10 protein-coding genes and 3 pseudogenes are annotated in these 20,790 nt (G+C 51.0%); 1 reads left to right on the top strand and 12 read right to left on the bottom strand.

The window, feature by feature from the left end:
* Positions 1-42: 42 nt before the first annotated feature.
* The 4 genes and pseudogenes from AC6I8A_RS20220 to AC6I8A_RS20205 all read right to left on the bottom strand — a co-directional run.
* On the bottom strand, positions 43-744 hold the full coding sequence (locus AC6I8A_RS20220; protein ID WP_497819033.1) for a GNAT family N-acetyltransferase: 702 nt from the start codon (positions 742-744) through the stop codon (positions 43-45).
* Between the two features lie 141 nt (positions 745-885).
* The gene (locus tag AC6I8A_RS20215; protein ID WP_154156727.1) at positions 886-1,236 is read right to left on the bottom strand and encodes a hypothetical protein; all 351 of its coding nucleotides are present in this window, start codon (positions 1,234-1,236) and stop codon (positions 886-888) included.
* 2 nt (positions 1,237-1,238) lie between these two features.
* Positions 1,239-1,610 (bottom strand): annotated as a pseudogene (locus AC6I8A_RS20210) (hypothetical protein); the annotation flags it as partial.
* 594 nt (positions 1,611-2,204) lie between these two features.
* Positions 2,205-6,041, bottom strand: a pseudogene (locus AC6I8A_RS20205) (hemagglutinin repeat-containing protein); the annotation flags it as partial.
* On the opposite strand from AC6I8A_RS20205, the pseudogene AC6I8A_RS20200 reads away from it, so the two are divergent.
* Positions 6,032-6,631 (top strand): annotated as a pseudogene (locus tag AC6I8A_RS20200) (tyrosine-type recombinase/integrase); the annotation flags it as partial. The pseudogenes AC6I8A_RS20205 and AC6I8A_RS20200 sit on opposite strands and share 10 nt — an antisense overlap.
* Before the next feature lie 127 nt (positions 6,632-6,758).
* Here AC6I8A_RS20200 and AC6I8A_RS20195 read toward each other — a convergent pair.
* The 8 genes from AC6I8A_RS20195 to AC6I8A_RS20160 form a co-directional block, all read right to left on the bottom strand.
* Positions 6,759-7,133, bottom strand: a complete 375-nt coding sequence (locus tag AC6I8A_RS20195; protein ID WP_497819032.1) for a hypothetical protein — start codon at positions 7,131-7,133, stop codon at positions 6,759-6,761.
* A 119-nt stretch (positions 7,134-7,252) separates the two neighbouring features.
* Positions 7,253-7,651, bottom strand: coding sequence for a hypothetical protein (locus AC6I8A_RS20190; RefSeq protein ID WP_256698901.1), 399 nt, complete (start codon positions 7,649-7,651; stop codon positions 7,253-7,255).
* A 358-nt stretch (positions 7,652-8,009) separates the two neighbouring features.
* Positions 8,010-8,645 (bottom strand): DUF6392 family protein, encoded by a 636-nt coding sequence (locus AC6I8A_RS20185; protein ID WP_436333539.1) that lies wholly within the window; start codon positions 8,643-8,645, stop codon positions 8,010-8,012.
* Entirely contained in the window at positions 8,642-8,959 is a 318-nt protein-coding gene (locus AC6I8A_RS20180) for a hypothetical protein (RefSeq protein ID WP_436333538.1), read from the bottom strand. The genes AC6I8A_RS20185 and AC6I8A_RS20180 overlap by 4 nt, the downstream gene beginning before the upstream one ends.
* Positions 8,960-9,017: 58 nt before the next feature.
* Positions 9,018-9,257 (bottom strand): Imm63 family immunity protein, encoded by a 240-nt coding sequence (locus tag AC6I8A_RS20175; protein WP_436333541.1) that lies wholly within the window; start codon positions 9,255-9,257, stop codon positions 9,018-9,020.
* Positions 9,258-9,489: 232 nt separating this feature from the next.
* The gene (locus AC6I8A_RS20170; RefSeq protein ID WP_436333537.1) at positions 9,490-9,693 is read right to left on the bottom strand and encodes a DUF4926 domain-containing protein; all 204 of its coding nucleotides are present in this window, start codon (positions 9,691-9,693) and stop codon (positions 9,490-9,492) included.
* A 326-nt stretch (positions 9,694-10,019) separates the two neighbouring features.
* On the bottom strand, positions 10,020-10,304 hold the full coding sequence (locus tag AC6I8A_RS20165) for a hypothetical protein (RefSeq protein ID WP_256698908.1): 285 nt from the start codon (positions 10,302-10,304) through the stop codon (positions 10,020-10,022).
* A gap of 3 nt (positions 10,305-10,307) precedes the next feature.
* Complete coding sequence (locus AC6I8A_RS20160) at positions 10,308-20,780, bottom strand: hemagglutinin repeat-containing protein (protein WP_497819031.1); 10,473 nt, start codon at positions 20,778-20,780, stop codon at positions 10,308-10,310.
* Positions 20,781-20,790: the final 10 nt, after the last annotated feature.

The raw sequence follows: 20,790 nt of genomic DNA, 5'->3' as shown, positions 1-20,790 counted from the left end.
TTATACGACTAGTGGCAACTTGCCATTATTAGGCTGTCAAACTCACAGCGTTTTAGCAAAACAGATCGATTCGTTTCTGCCGATGTAAGGTTCGTAGTTCTGGATTTGCGCGTAGCCGGAACGGTAATAAAACGCCACGGCACGGCTATTGATAACGCGGGTCGATAGCCGAATTTCGCGGTATCCCATACTTTTGGCCCGCGTTTCCAGATACTCCAATAGCGCTGCGCCAACGCCCGGCACACTACGATCGGAGTACATGCGTTTTACTTCGGCGGTATTGTTCCCAAGCGACCGCAACGCCCCGCAACCCACGGCATTGCCGGCTTCATTTCTGGCTAGCACCCACAAACAACACTCATTGTTGAATTCCTGGGCGTTGAAATGACTTTTGCCGTTGTCGCCGGTTATGAAGGCGAGTTCGGCTGATAACTTCTCTACCAGTAATTGGGACTCTGCAGAGTGGGGAGCGGATTGCTGGATTTTGATGTTCCTGTTAGTCATCTTGATTAAAACCTCCAGAGCGGAGAATTTTTTACACTGATTGGGAAACGTTGAGCGATCGATGTTTATCCAATTCGTCGCGCCTGTCTTCTCTGTAACAAACCGTGCCAGTTGGATAACGATATGATGCACAATCGTCCAGTTGGTGGTGCGCGACGGCTCAAAACGGGAGGAAAATACTTTTTCGTCTGCCGATAAAATGAAGGCTAACCCGTCATTAGTTATGCCACAAAGTGTCATTTTAAACGTCCTGTTCACGAAAATGGTTTTCTGGATACAACCTATTCGGAGTTTATCCCGGTGATAGCTGCGCCGCAGTTAATAATACTTAACTAACTGGTTAAAAAGGTAACATCAAGGATTCGGCCGAAATTCTACATTTTAATCAGGTTGATAGCGCTCATCCTGCATCATTAGAGGCAGAATTTCTGTATTCCAGATGTCTTGTTGATATAGCTGAACTTCATTGGGTTCTTTTCGAGCAAAAAGACATTGTCTAATAGTTTTTACGGCCATATTGAACTCTTCTTTACTTAACTCACTAAAACTTATCTGATCTAAGGGCAAAAACATCATTATCTTTTCATGTATGTCAGGATGACACTCCTGTAATGCATCGTCGAACAATGCTTCTAAAGCATTCGAAGCTGTTCTGTTAAGCCCTACTGTTAGCCCTCTTTCACCATAGTTGTTGTTATATGGCTTGCATCCTATATCGAAAAAAGAGCCCATGATTACCTCATAATAATTAATTTATCTTGTTGATTTTTTGGCAACGTTTTTATGTAGTCCATAAACACTTTCTGGTTAGACGATGTTAATACACTAAAATCTACAGGAACTATGTCTGCTTTTCCTAAGTGATCGAGGATTTGCTTTTGACCTGTTGGAATTTCTCCAGCAGTTCTAGATACTGTCATATTTTTCTCAAAGAATCTGTTGATCCCATCAACCTCTTTCTGAGACAAGTTTTTTGTAGTGTACATAAAGTCGACCGTTTTACCTGCGTTAGAGCCACCACTTATGATGAAATCAGCAGTTTTTCCACCTGTATCAGGGGCTCTTTCCAGTTTACCCAACGTACTTTCAAGTCTCGCAGCAGCAGCGGCTTCAGCAGGATTATATTTCCCATTACCATTTACATCGGGTGTATTTAATCTTTCATGACCTTCCAACGGTGTCGAATTTACTTTTACTTCATAAATTCCTTGTTCATTTTTTACGAGTTTATTTATATTCCCAGCTTCAGGATTCTGAGAATTACCAGCCCCTTTTTTTACAACATTTTCAGGCACAGGATTGGAACCCTGTTTTACTTTCAGCACACTGCCAGCACCCAGTGAGCCATAAACTATATTACCTAGTCCATCCGCACCCGTTTTTAATAACGCGGCTTCCAGCCAGCCACATTTTCCAGCACAGCTATCAATGATATCGCCATACCATTTTGCCGACTCTTCGTAAGCTCGCCCAGCCATATTATCCTGTTGGCGCAATTTCGTATATGCGTTGTCACTCAGCTCTATCTTGGTGCGCATCGTCGTTACACAGGCTGTATCCCCTGCATCCCAGCACGACTTCAGGGCCTGAATATTTTCTGCCGACTCCTTCGCCATATTCTTACGGATTTTCTGCTCACAGCTATCATTACCGTGACATTCTTTATATTCTTGAGCGTATTTCTGCGGATTTCCCTTGCTCAGGAAATTATTCTCCACTGCATTCTTCCCGGCACCCGCGCCAGCCCCGACTCCCATCGACGAATTAGACGCAATCCCGCCTGCCATGCCTGCTGCAATCTGGCTCAGGCTGCTGACGATCTGCTTCTGATTTTCTGTCAGGCTGCTGATGTCTGTGTCCGGATACATCACTTTTACAATCGTCCGCGCAGCCAGCTCACCACCTGCTGCGCCAGCCGCACCCGCTGACGCAGAGCTGCCGGATATCTGTGCCAGCACAGCGCCGGCTACGGCGTGGGCCATGGTATTTGCCAGCAGATTGACGTTCTCAGTACCGTCAGCGTTGTAGGTTGTCGTAGCTTGCTTGATAGCGTTAGCAATATACGGAGCCATCACCCCGCTTGCAGCCGTACCGAGATTGCTGGCACTCAGTCCGCCCAGCGCACCCGCAACCGCCGTTGCCACCATCGAATAGGTGCCACCGGTGCCCCACTGTGCCGCGACTGACTGATAACCCGGATCCTGCTGAATTTTCACATTCAGCTGCTCTGGCGTCAGATTTGCATAGTCGGGATGCTCTTTTAGCAGTCGCGCTTGAGCTTCGGCAGAGGCGGCGCCCATTTTGTACTCTTTAACATCACCGACAACCCGTCCCGCCAGTTCCTGCACCCCCTGTGCAAACGCCATCTGGTTCGCGACTTTATCTTTGTCGAAGATTTTGCCGATATTTCCGTTCGCGTTGTCTGTATCGCGGCTCAGCGTTGCCACATCCTGCGTCTGGTTCTGCGCGTTGCGCACCGTAATCGTGCCATCCGCCACTGCTGAACGCGTGGTACCGGAGGCGCTGTCGCTCATGTTGACCACAGACGGCAGCGCGCCGGCAGCATAGTGCTCTCCGGAAGGCATTGGCGTCTTGCTGTAACTGCCGTTGAAGCCGATTGCAGAACTGCTGGCGTGGTAACTGGCATGATTATCGATGCTGTCCCAGCCCAGTGTGCCAGTTGACAGCTTGTTGTTCGCGGCATCCGCCGTTGAGGCAATTACTGCGCCATTGAGCTGCGTGTGGTTACCCACGAAAATGTCATAGCCGCCGTTGCCGGCAAACAGACCGCTCTGGTCGCCGACACTGGCGTATTCGCTGTTGACCTTGCTTTTGCTCAGGCTTAGACCGATCGAGCCCGTCATCGAGCCAAAGGTGAAGCTAAAGCCGCCGCTGGCGCTCTGCTGCTGGCTATGATAACTGTCGGTATCTTGCAAGCTTGTCAGCGTCAAGTTGTTGCCCGCGTTCACGCTGATGCTGTTACCCAGCGCCTGAGCGCCGGACAGCAGCGTGTCGTTGCCGCTGCTGAGCGTCAGGTTGTCTTTAGCATTGACGCGGCTGTTAACGTATTCGGTGCTGCTGCCGTTCTCCGAGCCACTGGCCATATAGCCGCTGGCCTGCACGCCAATACCGGTTTCCTGACCTATGGCAATGTGAACACCAGCGCTCCAGCCTGAAGATTTGTTGCTGCTCTTTTGCTCCGTGTTATTGCTGGCGGCAACCAGATTCAGGTCATGTGCGGCGGCAAGCGTCACGTTGTTACCGGTGATGCCGCTGCCTGCCAGTATCACGTCGCCGCTGGTGCCGTTGTTGCCCGTCGCCACCACGGCGACATTGCCGCCGCCGCTAAGTGAACTACCGCTTACAGTGTTACTGCTGTATTCGGATGAAGATTTGCTTTTGCTGGCCCCCACGCTGAGCGAAATTTTAATGCCCGCGTTATTCATATCGCCCTTTGCCAGCGCTGTAGCGGATTGCGTAGCGCCTTGTGACATCGCCCAGCCGCTTTCCAGTGCCTTCACCGCACCCAGCGCCTTCAAACGATCATCACCTGCCTCACTGGCGGCCTTTGCCTGGGAACCCAGACTCAGCAGCGCGTCGGTGATTGGGCTTGTCAGCTGCAGCGTCAGGCCACTTTGCTTTTGATCAAAGCTCTGACGGCGCGTTAACGTGTCGTTGCCCGGATCGATAGTGACCGAGCCGCCGACCAGGCTGATGTCCTGCTTAGCAATCACATCCGATCCCGCTACGTGCGAGTCATGACCCGCAACCAGCGTTACGTTGCCACCCGTGCTGCCAACGGTACTGGCACTCTGACTTTCTGTAGTGCCGTCCTGCTTAAGCTGCTGTTTCGAGGATGCGCTGCCAAAAGTGACCCCAATCCCGCCACCGCTAAACATGCCGCTCTTCTTGGTTTCACTCAGCCGATAGCTGCTCTGGGTATCGGTTGCCGCCGTAATAGTGAGATCGTTGCCAGCTTTAAGACCAACATTGTTTTCACCGACAACGGTGGAGCCTTTTAGGGTCAGATCATTACCTGCGACGATTGAAATCTGGTCGCCATTTATCTGAGAAGCTTTTTCAGTGGTTGAGCTGTCTTCGCGGATGGTGTGAGTCGTTTTCTTACTGAACAGGCCTTTTTTGGTTTTTGTTTCTTCCTTATAGACATAGTCACTTTCCGTCGCCGTGGTGATATTCACGTCGTGGCCGGCCTGTAATCCAATATCTTTGTTTGCGGTGATGCTAGCGGCCTGAGTGGTGATGTCGTTCCCGGCAAGCATCGTCGTGCTGCCACCACTGACAATTTCAGTGCCCTGCTGACGCACGGTTTCGTTGATAACCGTTTTCTTACTTCCGCGTTCACTGTCTCCGGAGCGGCTTTCAACTGCATTCAAATTGATATCACGCCCCGCCTGCAGGCCAATATTGCCCTCGGCTGCCAGCGCTGCCGCCTGGCTGGTAATATCCTGCCCGGCTTTTAATGTCAGATTGCCGCCGCTGGAAAGTGTTGTGCGCTCGGCACCTGAACTATGAGTTTCCTTGTTACCGATTTTGCGGCTTTCGCTGGTCTCGATGCTGTTGAGACTGAGGTCGTGCCAGGCGTTGAGCAGCAGATCGCCACCTGCATTGAGTGAAGCGCCGGTGATGTTGATATCGTTGCCGGACTTCAGGCTGAGCGCATCCAGTGACGTGATCGCCGCCGTCTGGCCAAGCAGCGTCTTGCTTGCCTGCACTGGCCCGTTGCCGCCGATCGTCCACTGTGAGCTGATGGTGGTATTGTTGATGTCACCGTTGACGCTTTCCAGCGCCACCTTTTTACCGCTGATTGTCGAGCTGACGTTGTTAATGCTATTCAGCGCACTGAGATTCAGCTCGCCTCCGGCTTTAATCAGCCCGGCTTTAAGGTTGTCGATATTGTTCTGGCTGTCGGCGCTGACAGCGTTCTTCGCCACGATAGTGCTGGCGCTGTTGGTGATGTTACCGCCAGAGAGCGTCACGTTGTTCCCGGCAATCACGCTGCCGTTGTTCATCGCCGCATCTTTTTCGGACAGGTACACTTTTGGCACCATCACCGTCTGGCCATTCACAGAGGTGGCTTCCCACCAGATGATGCTCTTATCCAGCGAAGCAACCTGATCCGCAGTAAGCGATACACCAAACTGCAGGCCTAAAGCCTGCTGTGACGCGGCGGCGTTATCCATCAGGTAACGCATCTGGTCCAGATCGGAGCCCACACCATTCAGATAGCGGCTGCCGGTCTGGTTAAGAACGGTGTTGCTGACGTAACGCGTATCAAATGCCGCATCGCCAAGGAAGCGGTAATCGTTGTCAGGCTTGAGGTTCAGCCTGTCCAGCAGATAGGACGAACCGAGGAAAGTATTTACGTCGGTATACTGCTGACGGCTTTCCTGTGGCGCGCTGCCAGGCTGTTTACCCAGCAACTGATTGAGGTCACCAAACAGGCTGGCGTCCAGCTGCCCCAGACCGTTTAATTTCGGGTTTACGGTGATGAGATAGGGACTGCTGCTGGTCAGGCTACAACAAGATGCAGCAGCGCCGCGATTTGGCATTTCTGCATATGGCATATGCCACGTTGCTGCGTGTCAGCGAACTTGGACGTCTGCGCGTGCGGGATCTCTCTCGCGCACAAGATGGCCGAATCATTCTTGATGTGGCCTGGACCAAAACGATTGTGATGACCGGTGGCCTGATAAAAGCGCTGGGCGATCTGTCTTCGCAAAGACTTACGGAGTGGCTAAATAAATCAGGGCTGATTCACAAACCGGATGCATTTATCTTCGGTCCTGTTCACCGTACTAATTGCGCGACAGCCGTATCGCTAAAGCCTTTGTCTACCCGCGCGCTGGAGGACATTTTTGCCCGAGCATGGCGTGAAGCGGGCCCCGGTCATGACGCGCTGCCGAATAAAAATCGCTATCGTGGATGGTCGGGGCACAGCACTCGCGTGGAAGCAGCTATCGATATGGCCTCGAAAAAATACAGCACTGCGCAGATTATGCAGGAGGGTACATGGAAGAAGCCAGAGACGGTAATGCGATATATCAGACATGTTGATGCTCATTCCGGCGCCATGGTCGACTTCATGGATAATTACGCTCAAAGTTAAAAGCTTTAGTGCTGAATTCTTTTAGCACTACACGTCTTAACCGCGAAGCGCGTAGTCATCCTGCCTTATATGATGATGTCCACTCCTTAAGATCCATATCAATCTATGGAGGAGTTTATATCACTAATTACTGGCCAAAATTTTTCCATGCTAATACATGTTTCTTCGACTCGACCTGAAGGTAATACTCAATCTCTTTCCAAACAGATTCATTTGCATCAGACGCTGTGACTAATGCCTCAACAAGTCCCGTAGCAACTGCTATTGCTAGCTCCTCATTATCAGAAGTCATACCCAATTCAATGTGCTGGAAAAGAGATAGTTTCTCATTTTCATTAAAAAAACTTAAATGTTTAACAATTGATTTACCAACTAATGAAAACAACAAGATCGGAGCTGGTGCGTCTGGCATCCAATACTCAAGGCATTTCTTGACGTCATTCTTTAAAAACTCATTTCTATCGATCACAAAACTTATGAACTCATCAGTTTTCTTTTTCATGGTCAACAGTCTTCAAAAAGATGAATCCTTGATGAATTTAGAGAATTTCATTTTTAGTTGTTTATCTGCAACTTTTAATTTTAAATCCTTTATTTTCAATTTCTTACTGGTTATCCAGTTTAAAGATCTTCAGTCATTGCTTTATAACTTGGATCCACGATTGATATTACTTCTACTATCTCTGTGCTTGTAACAATAAGATAGTGGTTTAGCTTTTCATCATTATGAATTTCGAAGCTTTGTTCGTTAAACCAACGTAGATAACCAGAGTCATTCAAGGTGTATATTCCTAAAGTTAATTTACCACACAAATCATTTTGTAACTTAAGTAAATCCCCTTCATCTGTCAATCGGAAGGAATAGATCCAATCAAATGATATTTTTACATCATCTGTTCCTCCGTCTTCGCTTGGTGAAAGTTGTATCTCCAAGATTCCTCCGGAATATCCTATAGACACAAGGAACCTATTCTTAAGATCTATGCCTTCCAACGTGACTTGATTCAAGTTCTCACTCATTTTCATACCACTTAGCAATATTAATTAACACGACTATTCATCTGGTCCTTTTTAGTCTTAATCATACTCGGTCAGCTCCCTAAGTAACTACCACATTCACAGCCTTCAAGATAGCTGCGCCTCAGCAGCCGGGCGCTGCGCCGAATAACGGCAGTTTGAAAGGGACAGACCGGCGCACTGAACCTCACAACGCATACAAGCGTCTGTGAGGGGCTCTTTTAAAGATTTGTGTACCTATCGTTTCTTTCTGATCAACGAATCATACTCACCAAAATCAGGGAATCCATCATAATTTCCGGTCAAATCTACGGTTGTTTGATTCTCTTCCAATTATAGGGATTAAACTGTTCCTCTCTTATTACAGCACTACTATTTTAGCTTCTACCATTTCGCCTTGAGTTTTAGTAGATGTTGTATTTTCGTAAAATCTCAAGCGCCCTTTTAATCGCCACAATGGGGGCAGCCCTAACCCTACGCCACAGCTGGCTATCAACGGACACTTGCTGGAGCCGATGGGCTTTACCATTGGACACTGTAAATTAATAATCGTAACCCTTGATAAAAAGCCATTTTTATTAAACTGAAAGTTAATTGATTGCTCGCTATTTTTGTATTTAATCCATTTATTCACGTAGCCAATCAACAGATCTAATTTACCTCCTCCGGATGCATCAGGTAAACCGAAAAACTCCATCACATTTTTTTCGACAGATGATTTATTAAGGTTGTGACATAACTCGTAATCAAAGGCTGAATAGCCTTCATCATTTTCAAGATAAAAATGAATGTGATTTAGCTTTTCATTTCTAAATCCTGCCTCGGCTCCAGATTTTAAAAATTTATAGTATTTTTCCTTACCAATAGATTCATTATATTCAACAGGGTCAGATGTCAATACTGTACTTTCACCCAGCAACTTACAAAATGCTAAAAATTCGGAAGATTTTTCCCCATTATTGATTGCTGAAATACCAGCATCCCACACACTTATCATTTTATAACCCCTGACTGACGGTTTCTCTTAATAATTTGTTTAATAGCGTCATCAACTTGCTTTGAATTATAGCCACATTCAACCATATTGTTCTTCAGGGCATCAGTATCACGACAGACTGCTCCACATAAATCTAAAGCATCTTGCTCAACTTGAGCTGCTGTGTTTTTCCCGCCATATGTAGGCCCAGCTCTATGAACATCTTGGAGTACTTCCACAGCCGTCGCATTTTGATACAAATTCTTTGATTCTGCATCAGTCAAAGGACGTCCATTTGGCAAGAGCCCACCGCTTTGCAGGCCATGTTCTGGCATTCAGCGATTTCTTTATCCTTATGAGCCTGTTGTTTCTGGCTCAGAGAGCTATTCTCAACTAAATTGGAGGTAACTCTTTTTTAGCCATTTCAGCCCAAAGTGGGTTTATTTTTCCTAGGTATTTTAGCAGTTTGGGGAAAATTATTTTCCTGCAATCTTCATGCTCATCAACTCGATGTAATAATTCATACTCCACGGCCATTTGATGAACTACGGGATAGATAATCCAGTAAAACAACTCATCTAAATCCTTGGTTGATTTTCTTGAGAATTCAAAGCCTCTTCCGAATAAATATATTCATAGCGATCCTCAGATATGTGAAGGTATGGCTTTCCGTAATCTGAAGGCTTTGTCAGAATAATCAATGAATTATGAGAAGCGTTGACTTTAGAACCTAACCGGAAAACTTCATTCTGGATTACTCTTATATCTTCCATTTACTTAATCTCCTTCAGATCGCCCAAGTATCATATAATGATATTTAACTAATACCTACATCGCCATATCTACCCGCCATCTTCCGACGAAATTATTCGAACTGATCTAATGTTAGTGCGAGTTGCGCTACTGTTCTTCCTTCGTCCTCGCAAAATTCAACCTCATAAGCCTCGTATGGTTGACTATAAGTATCTATTATTGTTCCTTTCATACCATTTTTTAGGTTATTTTCCGGCATGTCAATGATTAGAGTGATAATGTCAAATTTCGCATGTATCAACTCATTTAATAACATAAATAAAACCCAGCTCTTAGATAATAATCACTTTGCTTTTAAAAACTTATTATCTTCGTACATACGATCAAAATATGAAACGACCACTACATTCAGGCCTGAATCTACATCGTCTTGACTAAATAATTCTTTTTTCATCACCGCCATTCTTGATAATGGAAAATGTATTTATTGCTAATAATATAATAAAGAGGTGATTAAGTACCACAATTAATTTTCTTCAAGCCCGTAGTTACCAGTCTAGATCATTAATGATGATTGCAACTTTTTACTTTTGGGCCTTTCTTTAAACACTAAAACTCGGTTAATTTGGCCTGCACCTCATGTCAGGCAGGGTATTTCTCTGACAGATACCTTAATAATACGGCTACATTTTTCAAATTATGACCAATCAGAAGATCTTTATTGCTCATCTGAACAAGAATATCGTAATCTTCCTCTAACTGACCAATATCAAGTTCTGTTGGTAAGGTATAAGGGTCATAGATTTTCTCACTAGGAATACTCCAGTAAAAATCAGCATCTACTTTAAAACTATCAACACCTCGACTCCTCAAGTCTGAGAAAATTCTAGTTATTGCTTTTTCAATTACATCCAAATTAACTTCCATAATTTACTCCTTACCATTTTTAATTTCACTTATGTTCTTATGGAACGTTTTTATCTCCTGCTCAAGATGACGAATACGACCATCAATAATACTTTGCCTCACTTGTTCATTTGGTGCGTTCTTAAGGTAACCTTTGTTATCGAAAGAGTCTGGGTTATTTTTGTATGCTTCAAGCTTATCTTCATGAATACGAATTTGTTCTTCAAGTGATTTAATCGATCTCTGATCTGAAGCATTTAGATTTTTATCGCGGCCCTGTTGTTCATCCTCTGGTTCCCATCCACCAGGAGTTCCAGATCCCACGCCGCCATATTCATTCTTCTCAGCATCTGTCAGATTAGCGCCAGCTCTCGGGCCATCAGCCTCTTCTGAATCATCTGTCGAGCAGGCTCGGCCAAATGAGCACGCTGTTGTCTTATCCAGCAAGTCAGTCACATTATTAAGCCCTTCCTTGAGCCCTGAAGCAATATTCTTATCCGCAATCTGTTTCACTTTGTCACCAGGCCCTACGGGTGCCCCAGGGACGGGGACTGGGACTGGAGCAGGAATAGGCCCAAACATATTGTTCTCCACCGCATTCTTCCCGGCACCCGCTCCAGCTCCAATCCCCATGGACGAATCCGCCGCAATACCGCCCGCAAGGCCTGCAGCAAGCTGGCTCAGGCTACTGACAATTTGCTTCTGATTTTCTGTCAGGCTGCTAATGTCGGTGTCCGGATACATTACTTTCACAATCGCGCGCGCTGTCAGCTCACCACCTGCTGCACCTGCCGCACCCGCTGCTGCACTGCTGCCGGACATCTGAGCCAGCACGGCACCCGCTACGGCGTGCGCCATGGTGTTTGCTACCAGATTAGTCTTTTCTGTGCCGTCAGCGTTGTATGATGTGGTGGCTTTCTTTATAGCATTAGCAATATATGGTGCCATCGCGCCGCTGGCTGCCGCGCCCATGTTGTTGGCACTTAAGCCGCCAAGCGCACCCGCGACTGCACTGGCCACCATCGAATAAGTTCCACCAGCACCCCACTTATCCGCCACGTCCTTATATCCAGAATCGTTTCGAACCAATGTGTTGAAATCTTCATTAGATAAGCTGGCGTATTCAGGATGTTCCTTCAGGAGGCGGTCTGAGGTCTCTTTTGCAGCTTCATCCAGCTTGTAGGCTTTGACATCACTGACAACCTTGCCCGCCAGTTCCTGTACGCCTTGTGCAAAAGCCATCTGGTTTTCGACTTTTTCCTTATCGAAAATCTTACCAATACTGCCGTTCGCGTTATCGGTATCGCGGCTCAGATCCGCTACATCCTGCTTCTGGTTCCGTTCATCTCGAACCGTAATGGTGCCAGCTGAGATCGCAGATTGTGTTGTGCCGGATGCATTTCCATTCAAATTCACTACTGCTGGCAGCGCGGAGCCTGCAAATTGCTCTCCCGGTTTATTGTTGCTGTTATATCCTCCACTGATACCCATTGCCGCACTGCTGGCGCTGTAAGAAGCATGATTATCTATGCTTCCCCAGCCCAGTGTGCCGGTAGACAGGTGATTGTTTGCCGCTTGGGCGGTTGAGGCGATTACAGCACCATTTAGCTGTGTATGATTGCCAACGTAAATGTCATAGCCACCGTCACCCGCAAACAAACCGCTCTGATCCCCGACGCTTGCGTATTCACTCTTAACTTTGCTCTTGCTAATACTCAGCCCAGCCGAGCCAGTCATACTGCCAAAGGTGAAACTGAAACCACCGCTGGCGCTCTGCTGCTTACTTTGGTAGTTGTCGATATCCTGCAGGCTGGTCAGTGTGAGGTTGTTACCTGCATCAACGGTGATACGGTTACCCAGCGCCTGGGCTCCGGAGAGTAGCGTATTGTTCCCACTGCTCAACGTCAGATTATCTTTCGCGTTGACGCGGCTATTAACGTAAGACGTTGTGTTGCCATTCTCCGAGCCGCTGGCCATGAACCCGCTGGCCTGCACTCCAATACCGGTTTCCTGACCAATAGCAATATGTACGCCCGCACTCCAGCCAGATGACTTATTGCTACTCTTCTGATCGCTATTGTTGCTGGCGGCGATCAGGTTGAGGTCATGCGCTGCGGCAAGAGTGACGTTACCTCCAGTGATACCGCTGCCGGTCAAATTCAGGTCACCACTGGCACCGTTTGCACCCGTGGCAACCACAGTGACATTACCACCGCCGTTAAGCGAACTGCCGCTAATCGTATTGGCGTTGTATTCTGAAGAAGACTTGCTTTTGCTGGCACCGACGCTCAGCTCAATCTTAATGCCGGCATTATTTAAATCACCCTTAGCTAGGGCTGCCGCAGACTGTCCTGCCGCTCCTGACATTGCCCAGCCACTCTCCAGCATTTTTACCGCGTTAAGCGCTTTAAGACGTTCGTCTCCTGCCTGTCCGGCCTCTTTAGCCTGTGACCCCAAACTCAGTAACGCGTCAGTAATCGGGCTGGTTAGCCTTAAGGTCAGACCACTTTGTTTCTGCTCAAAGCTCTGATGGCGCGAAAGCGTGTCATTGCCTGGGTCGATCGAGACCGACCCGCCTACCAGGCTGATATCCTGTTTTGCTATTACATCAGAACCGGCTATTCGTGCGTCATGACCCGCAACCAGCGTTACGTTGCCACCCGTGCTGCCAACGGTACTGGCACTCTGACTTTCTGTAGTGCCGTCCTGCTTAAGCTGCTGTTTCGAGGATGCGCTGCCAAAAGTGACCCCAATCCCGCCACCGCTGAACATGCCGCTCTTCTTGGTTTCACTCAGCCTATAGCTGCTCTGGGTATCAGTTGCCGCCGTAATAGTGAGATCGTTGCCAGCTTTAAGACCAACATTGTTTTCACCGACAACAGTGGAGCCTTTTAGAGTCAGATCATTACCTGCGACGATTGAAATCTGGTCGCCATTTAGCTGAGAAGCTTTTTCAGTGGTTGAGCTGTCTTCGCGGATGGTGTGAGTCGTTTTCTTACTGAACAGGCCTTTTTTGGTTTTAGTTTCTTCCTTGTAGGCATAATCACTTTCCGTCGCCGTGGTGATATTTACGTCGTGGCCGGCCTGTAATCCAATATCTTTGTTTGCGGTGATGCTTGCGGCCTGAGTGGTGATGTCATTTCCGGCAAGCATCGTCGTGCTGCCGCCACTGACAATTTCAGTGCCCTGCTGACGCACTGCTTCGTTGATAACCGTTTTTTTACTGCCCCGTTCGCTGTCTCCGGAGCGGCTCTCAACTGCATTCAGGTTGATATCACGCCCCGCCTGCAGACCAATATCGCCTTCCGCTGCCAGGGCTGCTGCCTGGCTGGTAATATCCTGCCCGGCTACCAGCGACAGATTGCCGCCGCTGGAAACGGTCGTGCGTTCAGCACCGGAGCTATGCGCTTCCTTGTTGCCGTTTTTGCGGCTTTCGCTGGTCTCGATGCTGTTGAGACTGAGGTCGTGCCAGGCGTTGAGCAGCAGATCGCCACCTGCATTGAGTGAAGCGCCGGTGATGTTGATATCGTTGCCGGACTTCAGGCTGAGCGCATCCAGTGACGTGATCGCCGCCGTCTGGCCAAGCAGCGTCTTGCTTGCCTGCACTGGCCCGTTGCCGCCGATCGTCCACTGTGAGCTGATGGTGGTATTGTTGATGTCACCGTTGACGCTTTCCAGCGCCACCTTTTTACCGCTGATTGTCGAGCTGACGTTGTTAATGCTATTCAGCGCACTGAGATTCAGCTCGCCTCCGGCTTTAATCAGCCCGGCTTTAAGGTTGTCGATATTGTTCTGGCTGTCGGCGCTGACAGCGTTCTTCGCCACGATAGTGCTGGCGCTGTTGGTGATGTTACCGCCAGAGAGCGTCACGTTGTTCCCGGCAATCACGCTGCCGTTGTTCATCGCCGCATCTTTTTCGGACAGGTACACTTTTGGCACCATCACCGTCTGGCCATTCACAGAGGTGGCTTCCCACCAGATGATGCTCTTATCCAGCGAAGCAACCTGATCCGCAGTAAGCGATACACCAAACTGCAGGCCTAAAGCCTGCTGTGACGCGGCGGCGTTATCCATCAGGTAACGCATCTGGTCCAGATCGGAGCCCACACCATTCAGATAGCGGCTGCCGGTCTGGTTAAGAACGGTGTTGCTGACGTAACGCGTATCAAATGCCGCATCGCCAAGGAAGCGGTAATCGTTTTCAGGCTTGAGGTTCAGCCTGTCCAGCAGATAGGACGAACCGAGGAAAGTATTTACGTCGGTATACTGCTGACGGCTTTCCTGTGGCGCGCTGCCAGGCTGTTTACCTAGCAACTGATTGAGGTCACCAAACAGGCTGGCGTCCAGCTGCCCCAGACCGTTTAATTTCGGGTTTACGGTGATGAGATAGGGACTGCTGCTGTCACCCGGGACGAAGTAGCCATTGTCACTGGTGGGGAGCGGATAGGCGCTGGTATCCACCGCTGAAGCACCATAGCTGCCCAGGGCCGATGGTTTTACTGCGCTGCCTGACGCCAGTTCAGCAGTCTTACCAAGGTTCGCGTTGCCCTGTTGTTTGCCATTGTGATTTGAGAGCCCAACGGTTTCAGGCTGCGCATTTTGCAGCGACGTGCCACCGTTGACCTGCTGCAGGGCATTTTGCAGCTGGTCGCGCCATTCAGGAGAATTAATCGCCACTTTATCTATGGCGGCGAGCTGCTGGCGCTGCTGAGCTGCCACCTGGCCGATTGCGGCGAGCTGATTTAATGCAGGCGCATTGACAGTGGTGCCTGTCCAGCCGGCATTGGAAGTCGTGGAGGTATTGCTGATATCACCACTGAAGCTGGCGTTAACGTTGCCGCCTGCCTGAATGACGGCACGATATACGTTGCCGCTACCGGTAGTTTCATACGCCGGACTGTCATCAAGCGTGTATCCAAATGAACTCGACGTAGCGCCACCACTATAACGGTAAATCTGATAAGCCGTGCTTGTGCCATCAGTCCAGCTTTGGTTATTCAATTCCCTCCCTGACAGCGCCATATTGTTACTAGCAAGCAAAGAGGAGGCAGAATTATCAAGCTGCGCCGCCTGCACATTCAGGTCTCGGCCCGCTGCAATACGTCCTGCTCCTCCGCTTGCATTAGCGGTCACGGCTATGGACTGATATGCAATCTTTTGCACCTGGACATCAGCATTCGGCGCATAGCTGTAAGTATGGGTTTCCCAGTCATCACCATGTCCGTGGTGTTGTTGAGTTCCACTGACGTATTTATAGTAATCGCCGGGTTTAAACCACGAGAACGGGATCCTAACATTCGGTCCATTCGCCCATGACGGGGTAGCAAGCTGGGTTACCTCTTCACTAGTGATCAAGCCCTCACGCGTATTCAGCAGATGCCCGGTCCTAATCGTGATATCACCATTCTGTGACTCAATTGTTCCGGAAGTGTTGATTACCTCACCATTAGCATTCCCCGCCGCGTCGCGCTGCATCCACAGACTGTTGCCTGCCAGCATATCGCCACGCTGATTTTGAATGCTGTTAGCGTACAGGTAGAGATTCTGCCCGCCATACAGCAGCGCCGTGTTCACAATGCTGCCTGGCGAGGAAATGGTGAGGCTGCCACGCGTGCCGGTGAAACCATTGAGTGCTACGTCGCTGCGGCTGGCCAGCGTAATGTTGCCGCCGCCCTGCAGCGTGCCAGCGCTGTTCATATTGATGCGGTTACCGCTCAGGCTGCTGTCGCCGGTTCCGGTGGTGAGCTGGCCGTTGTTCGTCAGGTCGCCGCCTGCACTCAACGTCAGCGCCTGCCCCTGTAACGTGCCCTGGTTCTCAATCGCTCCGTTACTGCTGATAGTCAGGCGATTACCGGCTACCAGCGTGTTGCGTGCAATAAAGCTGTTGATCAGTTTCAGCGTGGCATCGCCCAGCGCTACCACCTGACCCAGCTGATCAAAACCGGTGCTCTCCAGCAGCATATTGCCGCCGCTGAACAGCTTACCCGCTGCCTGCTGCGTGACCTGGCTGGCCTTAACGTCCAGTTGATTAGCGCCCAGCAGCGTGCCACTGTTATTGAGCTGGCTATAATTGACCGCCAGCGAGCCACCCTGCGCAGTTCCCTGATTCAGCAGTTGCGAGCCGGTTAAAGTTCCCTGCTGATCGGCCAGCAAGGTGCCGCTGTTGCTGGCGTTGGCAGCATTCAGCGTCAGCTGCGCTGCCTGCAACCAGCCGCTATTGACGAGTTGAGGCGTTGTGAGCGTGAGCTCGCCCGCAGACAGCATTTTTCCGCTGTTAGTCGCGCTGCTGCTGGCGGTGATGCGGTTAGTTGCCCCCTGAATCAGGCCGTAGTTATACAACTCTGGCGTGGTCAGCGTCAGACCGCTCTGGCTTATCAGCGTCCCGCTATTGTTGTTGGTGATGCGGCCACGGGTGGTCAGCAACAGGCTCTTATCACCCTGCAACCGCCCGTTGTTAGTCAGTGTTCCAGTGGTGATCGTCAGATCACCGCCCTGAATGCGGCCATCATTGCTAGCCGTCGCCGCCTGAACATCCAGTTTGCCACCTGATAACAGCGCGCCATTTTGCTGCTGCGTCAGCGTGCCGCCGAGCTCTGCCGTCAGTCCGTTAACGCCGGAGATTTCTCCACCGTTGTTCAGCGTCGTGCCTTTCAGCGTCAGGTTTCCGGCAATCCACTGTCCCTGATTGGTGAAACTAAGTGCGTTGAGTGCGGCGTTGCCGTTGGCGGTGATTTTGCTGCTAGTGGTGGACGTCAGCGTATCGCTGAGGTTGAGCGTCAGATCGCCCGCGCTCTGAATAGCGCCGTTGTTGGCAAGGCGGGTGGCGTTCAGCAGGATTTGCTGTCCCTGCCAGCTGCCGTTGTTGGTGATGACATCACCGCTAATGTTCAGCGCGCCCTGCGTCAGTAGCTGACCGCCAGCATTGTTGATTAATTCACGTGCGGGCTGCGACTGTACCGCCATCATACGGAAACCACGGGTCGACGCCGGACCGATAGTCAGTGATTGTAAACCAATCAGACTGCCCTGATTGGTCACGCTGGCCGGGGTAATAGCCAGCGTTTTGCCCTGCACGCTGCCGCTGTTATTCAGCGCATCGCCACTCAGCGTCATCGCTTTATCCGCCAGCAGCGAGCCGCTGTTGTTCAGATTCTGCGCGCTGACCTGTGCCGTGCCCTGCGACAATATTTCACCGCTGTTGCGCAGCTCACCCGTAACGTCCGCAGACACGCCTGCGGTGCCCAGCAGCGAGCCCTGATTCTGCCAGCGGCCTGCGCTGATTTGCGCGTTGTCACCCTGTAACGTACCTGCCGTATTGAGGTCGGCAGCGTTCAGTAGCAGGTCACCGCCGGTCAGCGTTTTGCCACCAGTTGCCTGAATTAAAGCGCCGCTCGACTGTGCATCCAGCGAGGAAGTTCCCTGCCATAAGCCACTGTTGCTCAGGCTGCTCCCGCGTAACACCAGATTATCGGCCAGCACCTTACCGCTGTTTTGCAGGTTACCCGCCGTCAGGCTGGCGTTACCGCCCGCCGTCAGGCTGCCACGGTTATCCAGCAGCCCGTCAGACTGACCTTTAAGTGAGTCAATACCGTAAACCGTGCCACTGTTGGTCAGCGAGCCAAACTGATAGTCAATGCTGTTGCCCTGCCACACACCGGCGTTATCAGCGGTGGCGCCCTTCACTGCAAGAATACCGTTGCTGAGAAGCTGACCCGCGCTCAGGTTGCTGAACTGCCTGAAATTCGCGTTAAGTCCGTTGTCACCCTGCAGCAGGCTTTGATTCTTCAGCACATCACCAGACACGTTCAACTGCTGTGCCGCAATCGAACCGCTGTTATTCAGCGTGCCGCTCAGGTCTGCATTCAGATTGGTGGCGGTGATGCGGCCGCTGTTGGTCAGGTCACGACCGTTGATGTTGAAGTCATCAGCCACCTGTAACAGGCCCGCATTGGTCAGCTGTACCGGGGAAAGCGTCAGCGAACCGCCGCTAATAAGCTGGCCGCTGGCGGCGTTGGTGATATCCGCGCTGTTCATTAAGAGCGAGCTGTTACCCTGCAGCAATCCGGCGTTAGTCAGCTGAGGGGCTGTGATGCTGAGTCGGTTGGCCGCCAGCGTACCGCTATTAGTGATGTCGTTGCTGATGAGGGCAAAATCGTTCTGGCTCAGCAGCGTGCCGCTGTTATCCAGCGCGCCGCTCAGGGTGCCAAGGAACTGCCTGGTCGCCTGGGCGCTGCCGGCGTTCTGCCAGCTTTGCAGCCGCATATCGAGCGTGTCGGCCTGAATGCTGCCGTGATTATCCAGGCTGTCAGCCTGAGCAGTCAGCGTGCCAGCACTCAGTAACTGGCCGCCGGTTTTATTACTGAGCTTATTGCCCGTCACGGTCAGCGCATCACTGCCCTGAATCAGCCCGCTGTTAACTAAATCGCCCTGAAGCGTGAGCGCCTGCGCCAGCAGCCAGCCGCTGTTATCAACCGAATCTGCTTTGAGCTGTAGGTTCTGCTGACCAAGAATTTTGCCGCTGTTATCAAGCGTTGCGGCGTTAAGTACGCCATCACCCGCACTCAACGCGTTGCCGCTGTTATCCCAACGGCCCGCCGTCACCGCCAGCTGCTGTCCCTGCAACAGGCCACGGTTAGTGAGCGAGTCTGCTGCGATCGTTAATTTGCCGTCACTCAGTAACGTACCGCTGCTGGTTATCGCCTTGCCGCTGGCCTGCAGCGATTGTTTGCCCTGCAACGTGCCGCTGTTGTTCAGCGTACTGGCATCAACAGTGGTTGTCGCTGCGGCGATTTGACCGTCATTGGTCAGCGCAGCGTTTTGAAGACTGAGGTTGTTATCCGCGAGCAGCAGGCCGCCCTGCTGATTGTTCAGCTGCGCGTTTGAGGCAAACAGGCTGGCAGCGTTGATTTCGCCGCTGTTGGTCAGCGCGTCTCCACTCAGCGTCAGCCCTGCCTTGCTGGTGATGAGCCCGCTGTTAATCAGCTGCGGCAGATTGAGTGCAAAACTGTTGTCCGAACTCAGGGTGCCGCCCGCCAGATTGTTCAGGCGGTTGCCGCTGTAGGTCAGCGCTTTGCTGCCCTGAATCAGCCCGCTGTTGTCGGTTTGCACGCTGCTGAGTGAGAGCACCGGCGCGGACAATACGCCCTGATTCAGCAGGCTGTCGCTGCTGAGGCTTAGACTCTCTGCGCCGGAGATGGCCGCGCCCTTACCATTCTGCAGGCTACTTGTGGTGATGCCGGTGGTGTTACCGGCCAGCATGCCGCGATTATCGAGTTGTTTGGCCGAGATGTTGAGATTTTTTCCCGCCGTCAGCTGGCCGCTGTTGCTGAGCCGATCCTGCGCCTGCAATCGGATATCGTTACCGGCTTTCGCGACGGCATTGCTGTCCGTGACAACGGTTGTGCCATTAAGCTGAATATCATGTCCTGCCGTGATGCTGGTGCCATTGGTGGTGAGATTTCCTTTCGCCGTAACGCTGACTCCGGCGTCGCTGACCAGCGTGCCTTTATTGAGCGTTGCATACTGCTGTGCACTGAGCGTGACCTGTCCGGACGCTTTGTTTTCGCCACCAAGGGTCACTGATTCAGCATTCGCCGTTAGCGCCCCGCTGCTCAGGCTGTTGTTGAGCGTCAGTTTGCCGCTGGCATCCAGCTGAATATCCCCCTGCTTCGCCACCAGGTTACCGAGGTTAACCCCAACACCTTTCTCGCTCGACACCAGATGAATACGATTGGCATACATGCCGCCAAGCGCGCCGGTATCAACCGCTACCGACGATGCCGCACCTTCACCGGCAATCGGCGTGACGGAACCATCCGCACCGACCCGATTAGCCCCCAACGTCACCGACAGATCTTTCGCATGGATCCCGGCGTTGATCTCCGTTGCGCGCGCGACGATCGATACGGCATCGGCGCTGCTGCCATCCAGTCCCTGACCTTCGACGATCACCGATCCTTTCGTCACCTCCAGCGCAGCCAGATTGCCTCTGGCATCCAGCTGCGGTTTACCGGTGGTCAGCGTGACGTTCGGTGTGTTGATAAAGCCGCAGCCGTTACAGGTAATACCGTACGGGTTGGCCACCATCACGTTAGCGGCTTTACCCGCCACTTCGGTGTAGCCCTGCAACTGCGAACGGTTGGCGCCAACCACTTCGTTGATGATCGCCTGCGCTTCATGCCCGGCTTTCAGATTAGGGTTGTTCTGGATCAGGCCGCCAAGCTGCGTCTGGGTAAGCTGACCGGTGGCGTTATTGAGGATTAAACCTTCTTTGCCTACGTTGTACTGCTGGTACTGGTTATGCGAAATCCCGGCGCCGTTGGGGGCGGCGATATTCACCACCGGCACGCCGTTGCCGGCGGCATCCATTTTCGTGCCCGGCGTTACCGGCGTAATTTGCGCGGCGACAACAGGCAGCATCGGCTGTGCCGCCACCAGATAGCAAATCAGGTAACTCAGCGCGCGACGGGCGAGGGAAACGGGTTGACGATCGTCCATAATCTTTGCC

The organism is Pantoea sp. X-Soil-ISGK-275 (assembly GCF_059730795.1).
The sequence above is the reverse complement of the archived record's forward strand: the minus strand, read 5'-3'. Positions and strand labels throughout refer to the sequence as shown.

Coding starts and splice junctions, on each gene's coding strand:
- AC6I8A_RS20220 (WP_497819033.1), bottom strand. CDS start 744: ATGACACTTTGTGGCATAACTAATGACGGGTTAGCCTTCATTTTATCG.
- AC6I8A_RS20215 (WP_154156727.1), bottom strand. CDS start 1,236: ATGGGCTCTTTTTTCGATATAGGATGCAAGCCATATAACAACAACTAT.
- AC6I8A_RS20195 (WP_497819032.1), bottom strand. CDS start 7,133: ATGAAAAAGAAAACTGATGAGTTCATAAGTTTTGTGATCGATAGAAAT.
- AC6I8A_RS20190 (WP_256698901.1), bottom strand. CDS start 7,651: ATGAGTGAGAACTTGAATCAAGTCACGTTGGAAGGCATAGATCTTAAG.
- AC6I8A_RS20185 (WP_436333539.1), bottom strand. CDS start 8,645: ATGATAAGTGTGTGGGATGCTGGTATTTCAGCAATCAATAATGGGGAA.
- AC6I8A_RS20180 (WP_436333538.1), bottom strand. CDS start 8,959: ATGCCAGAACATGGCCTGCAAAGCGGTGGGCTCTTGCCAAATGGACGT.
- AC6I8A_RS20170 (WP_436333537.1), bottom strand. CDS start 9,693: ATGTTATTAAATGAGTTGATACATGCGAAATTTGACATTATCACTCTA.
- AC6I8A_RS20165 (WP_256698908.1), bottom strand. CDS start 10,304: ATGGAAGTTAATTTGGATGTAATTGAAAAAGCAATAACTAGAATTTTC.
- AC6I8A_RS20160 (WP_497819031.1), bottom strand. CDS start 20,780: ATGGACGATCGTCAACCCGTTTCCCTCGCCCGTCGCGCGCTGAGTTAC.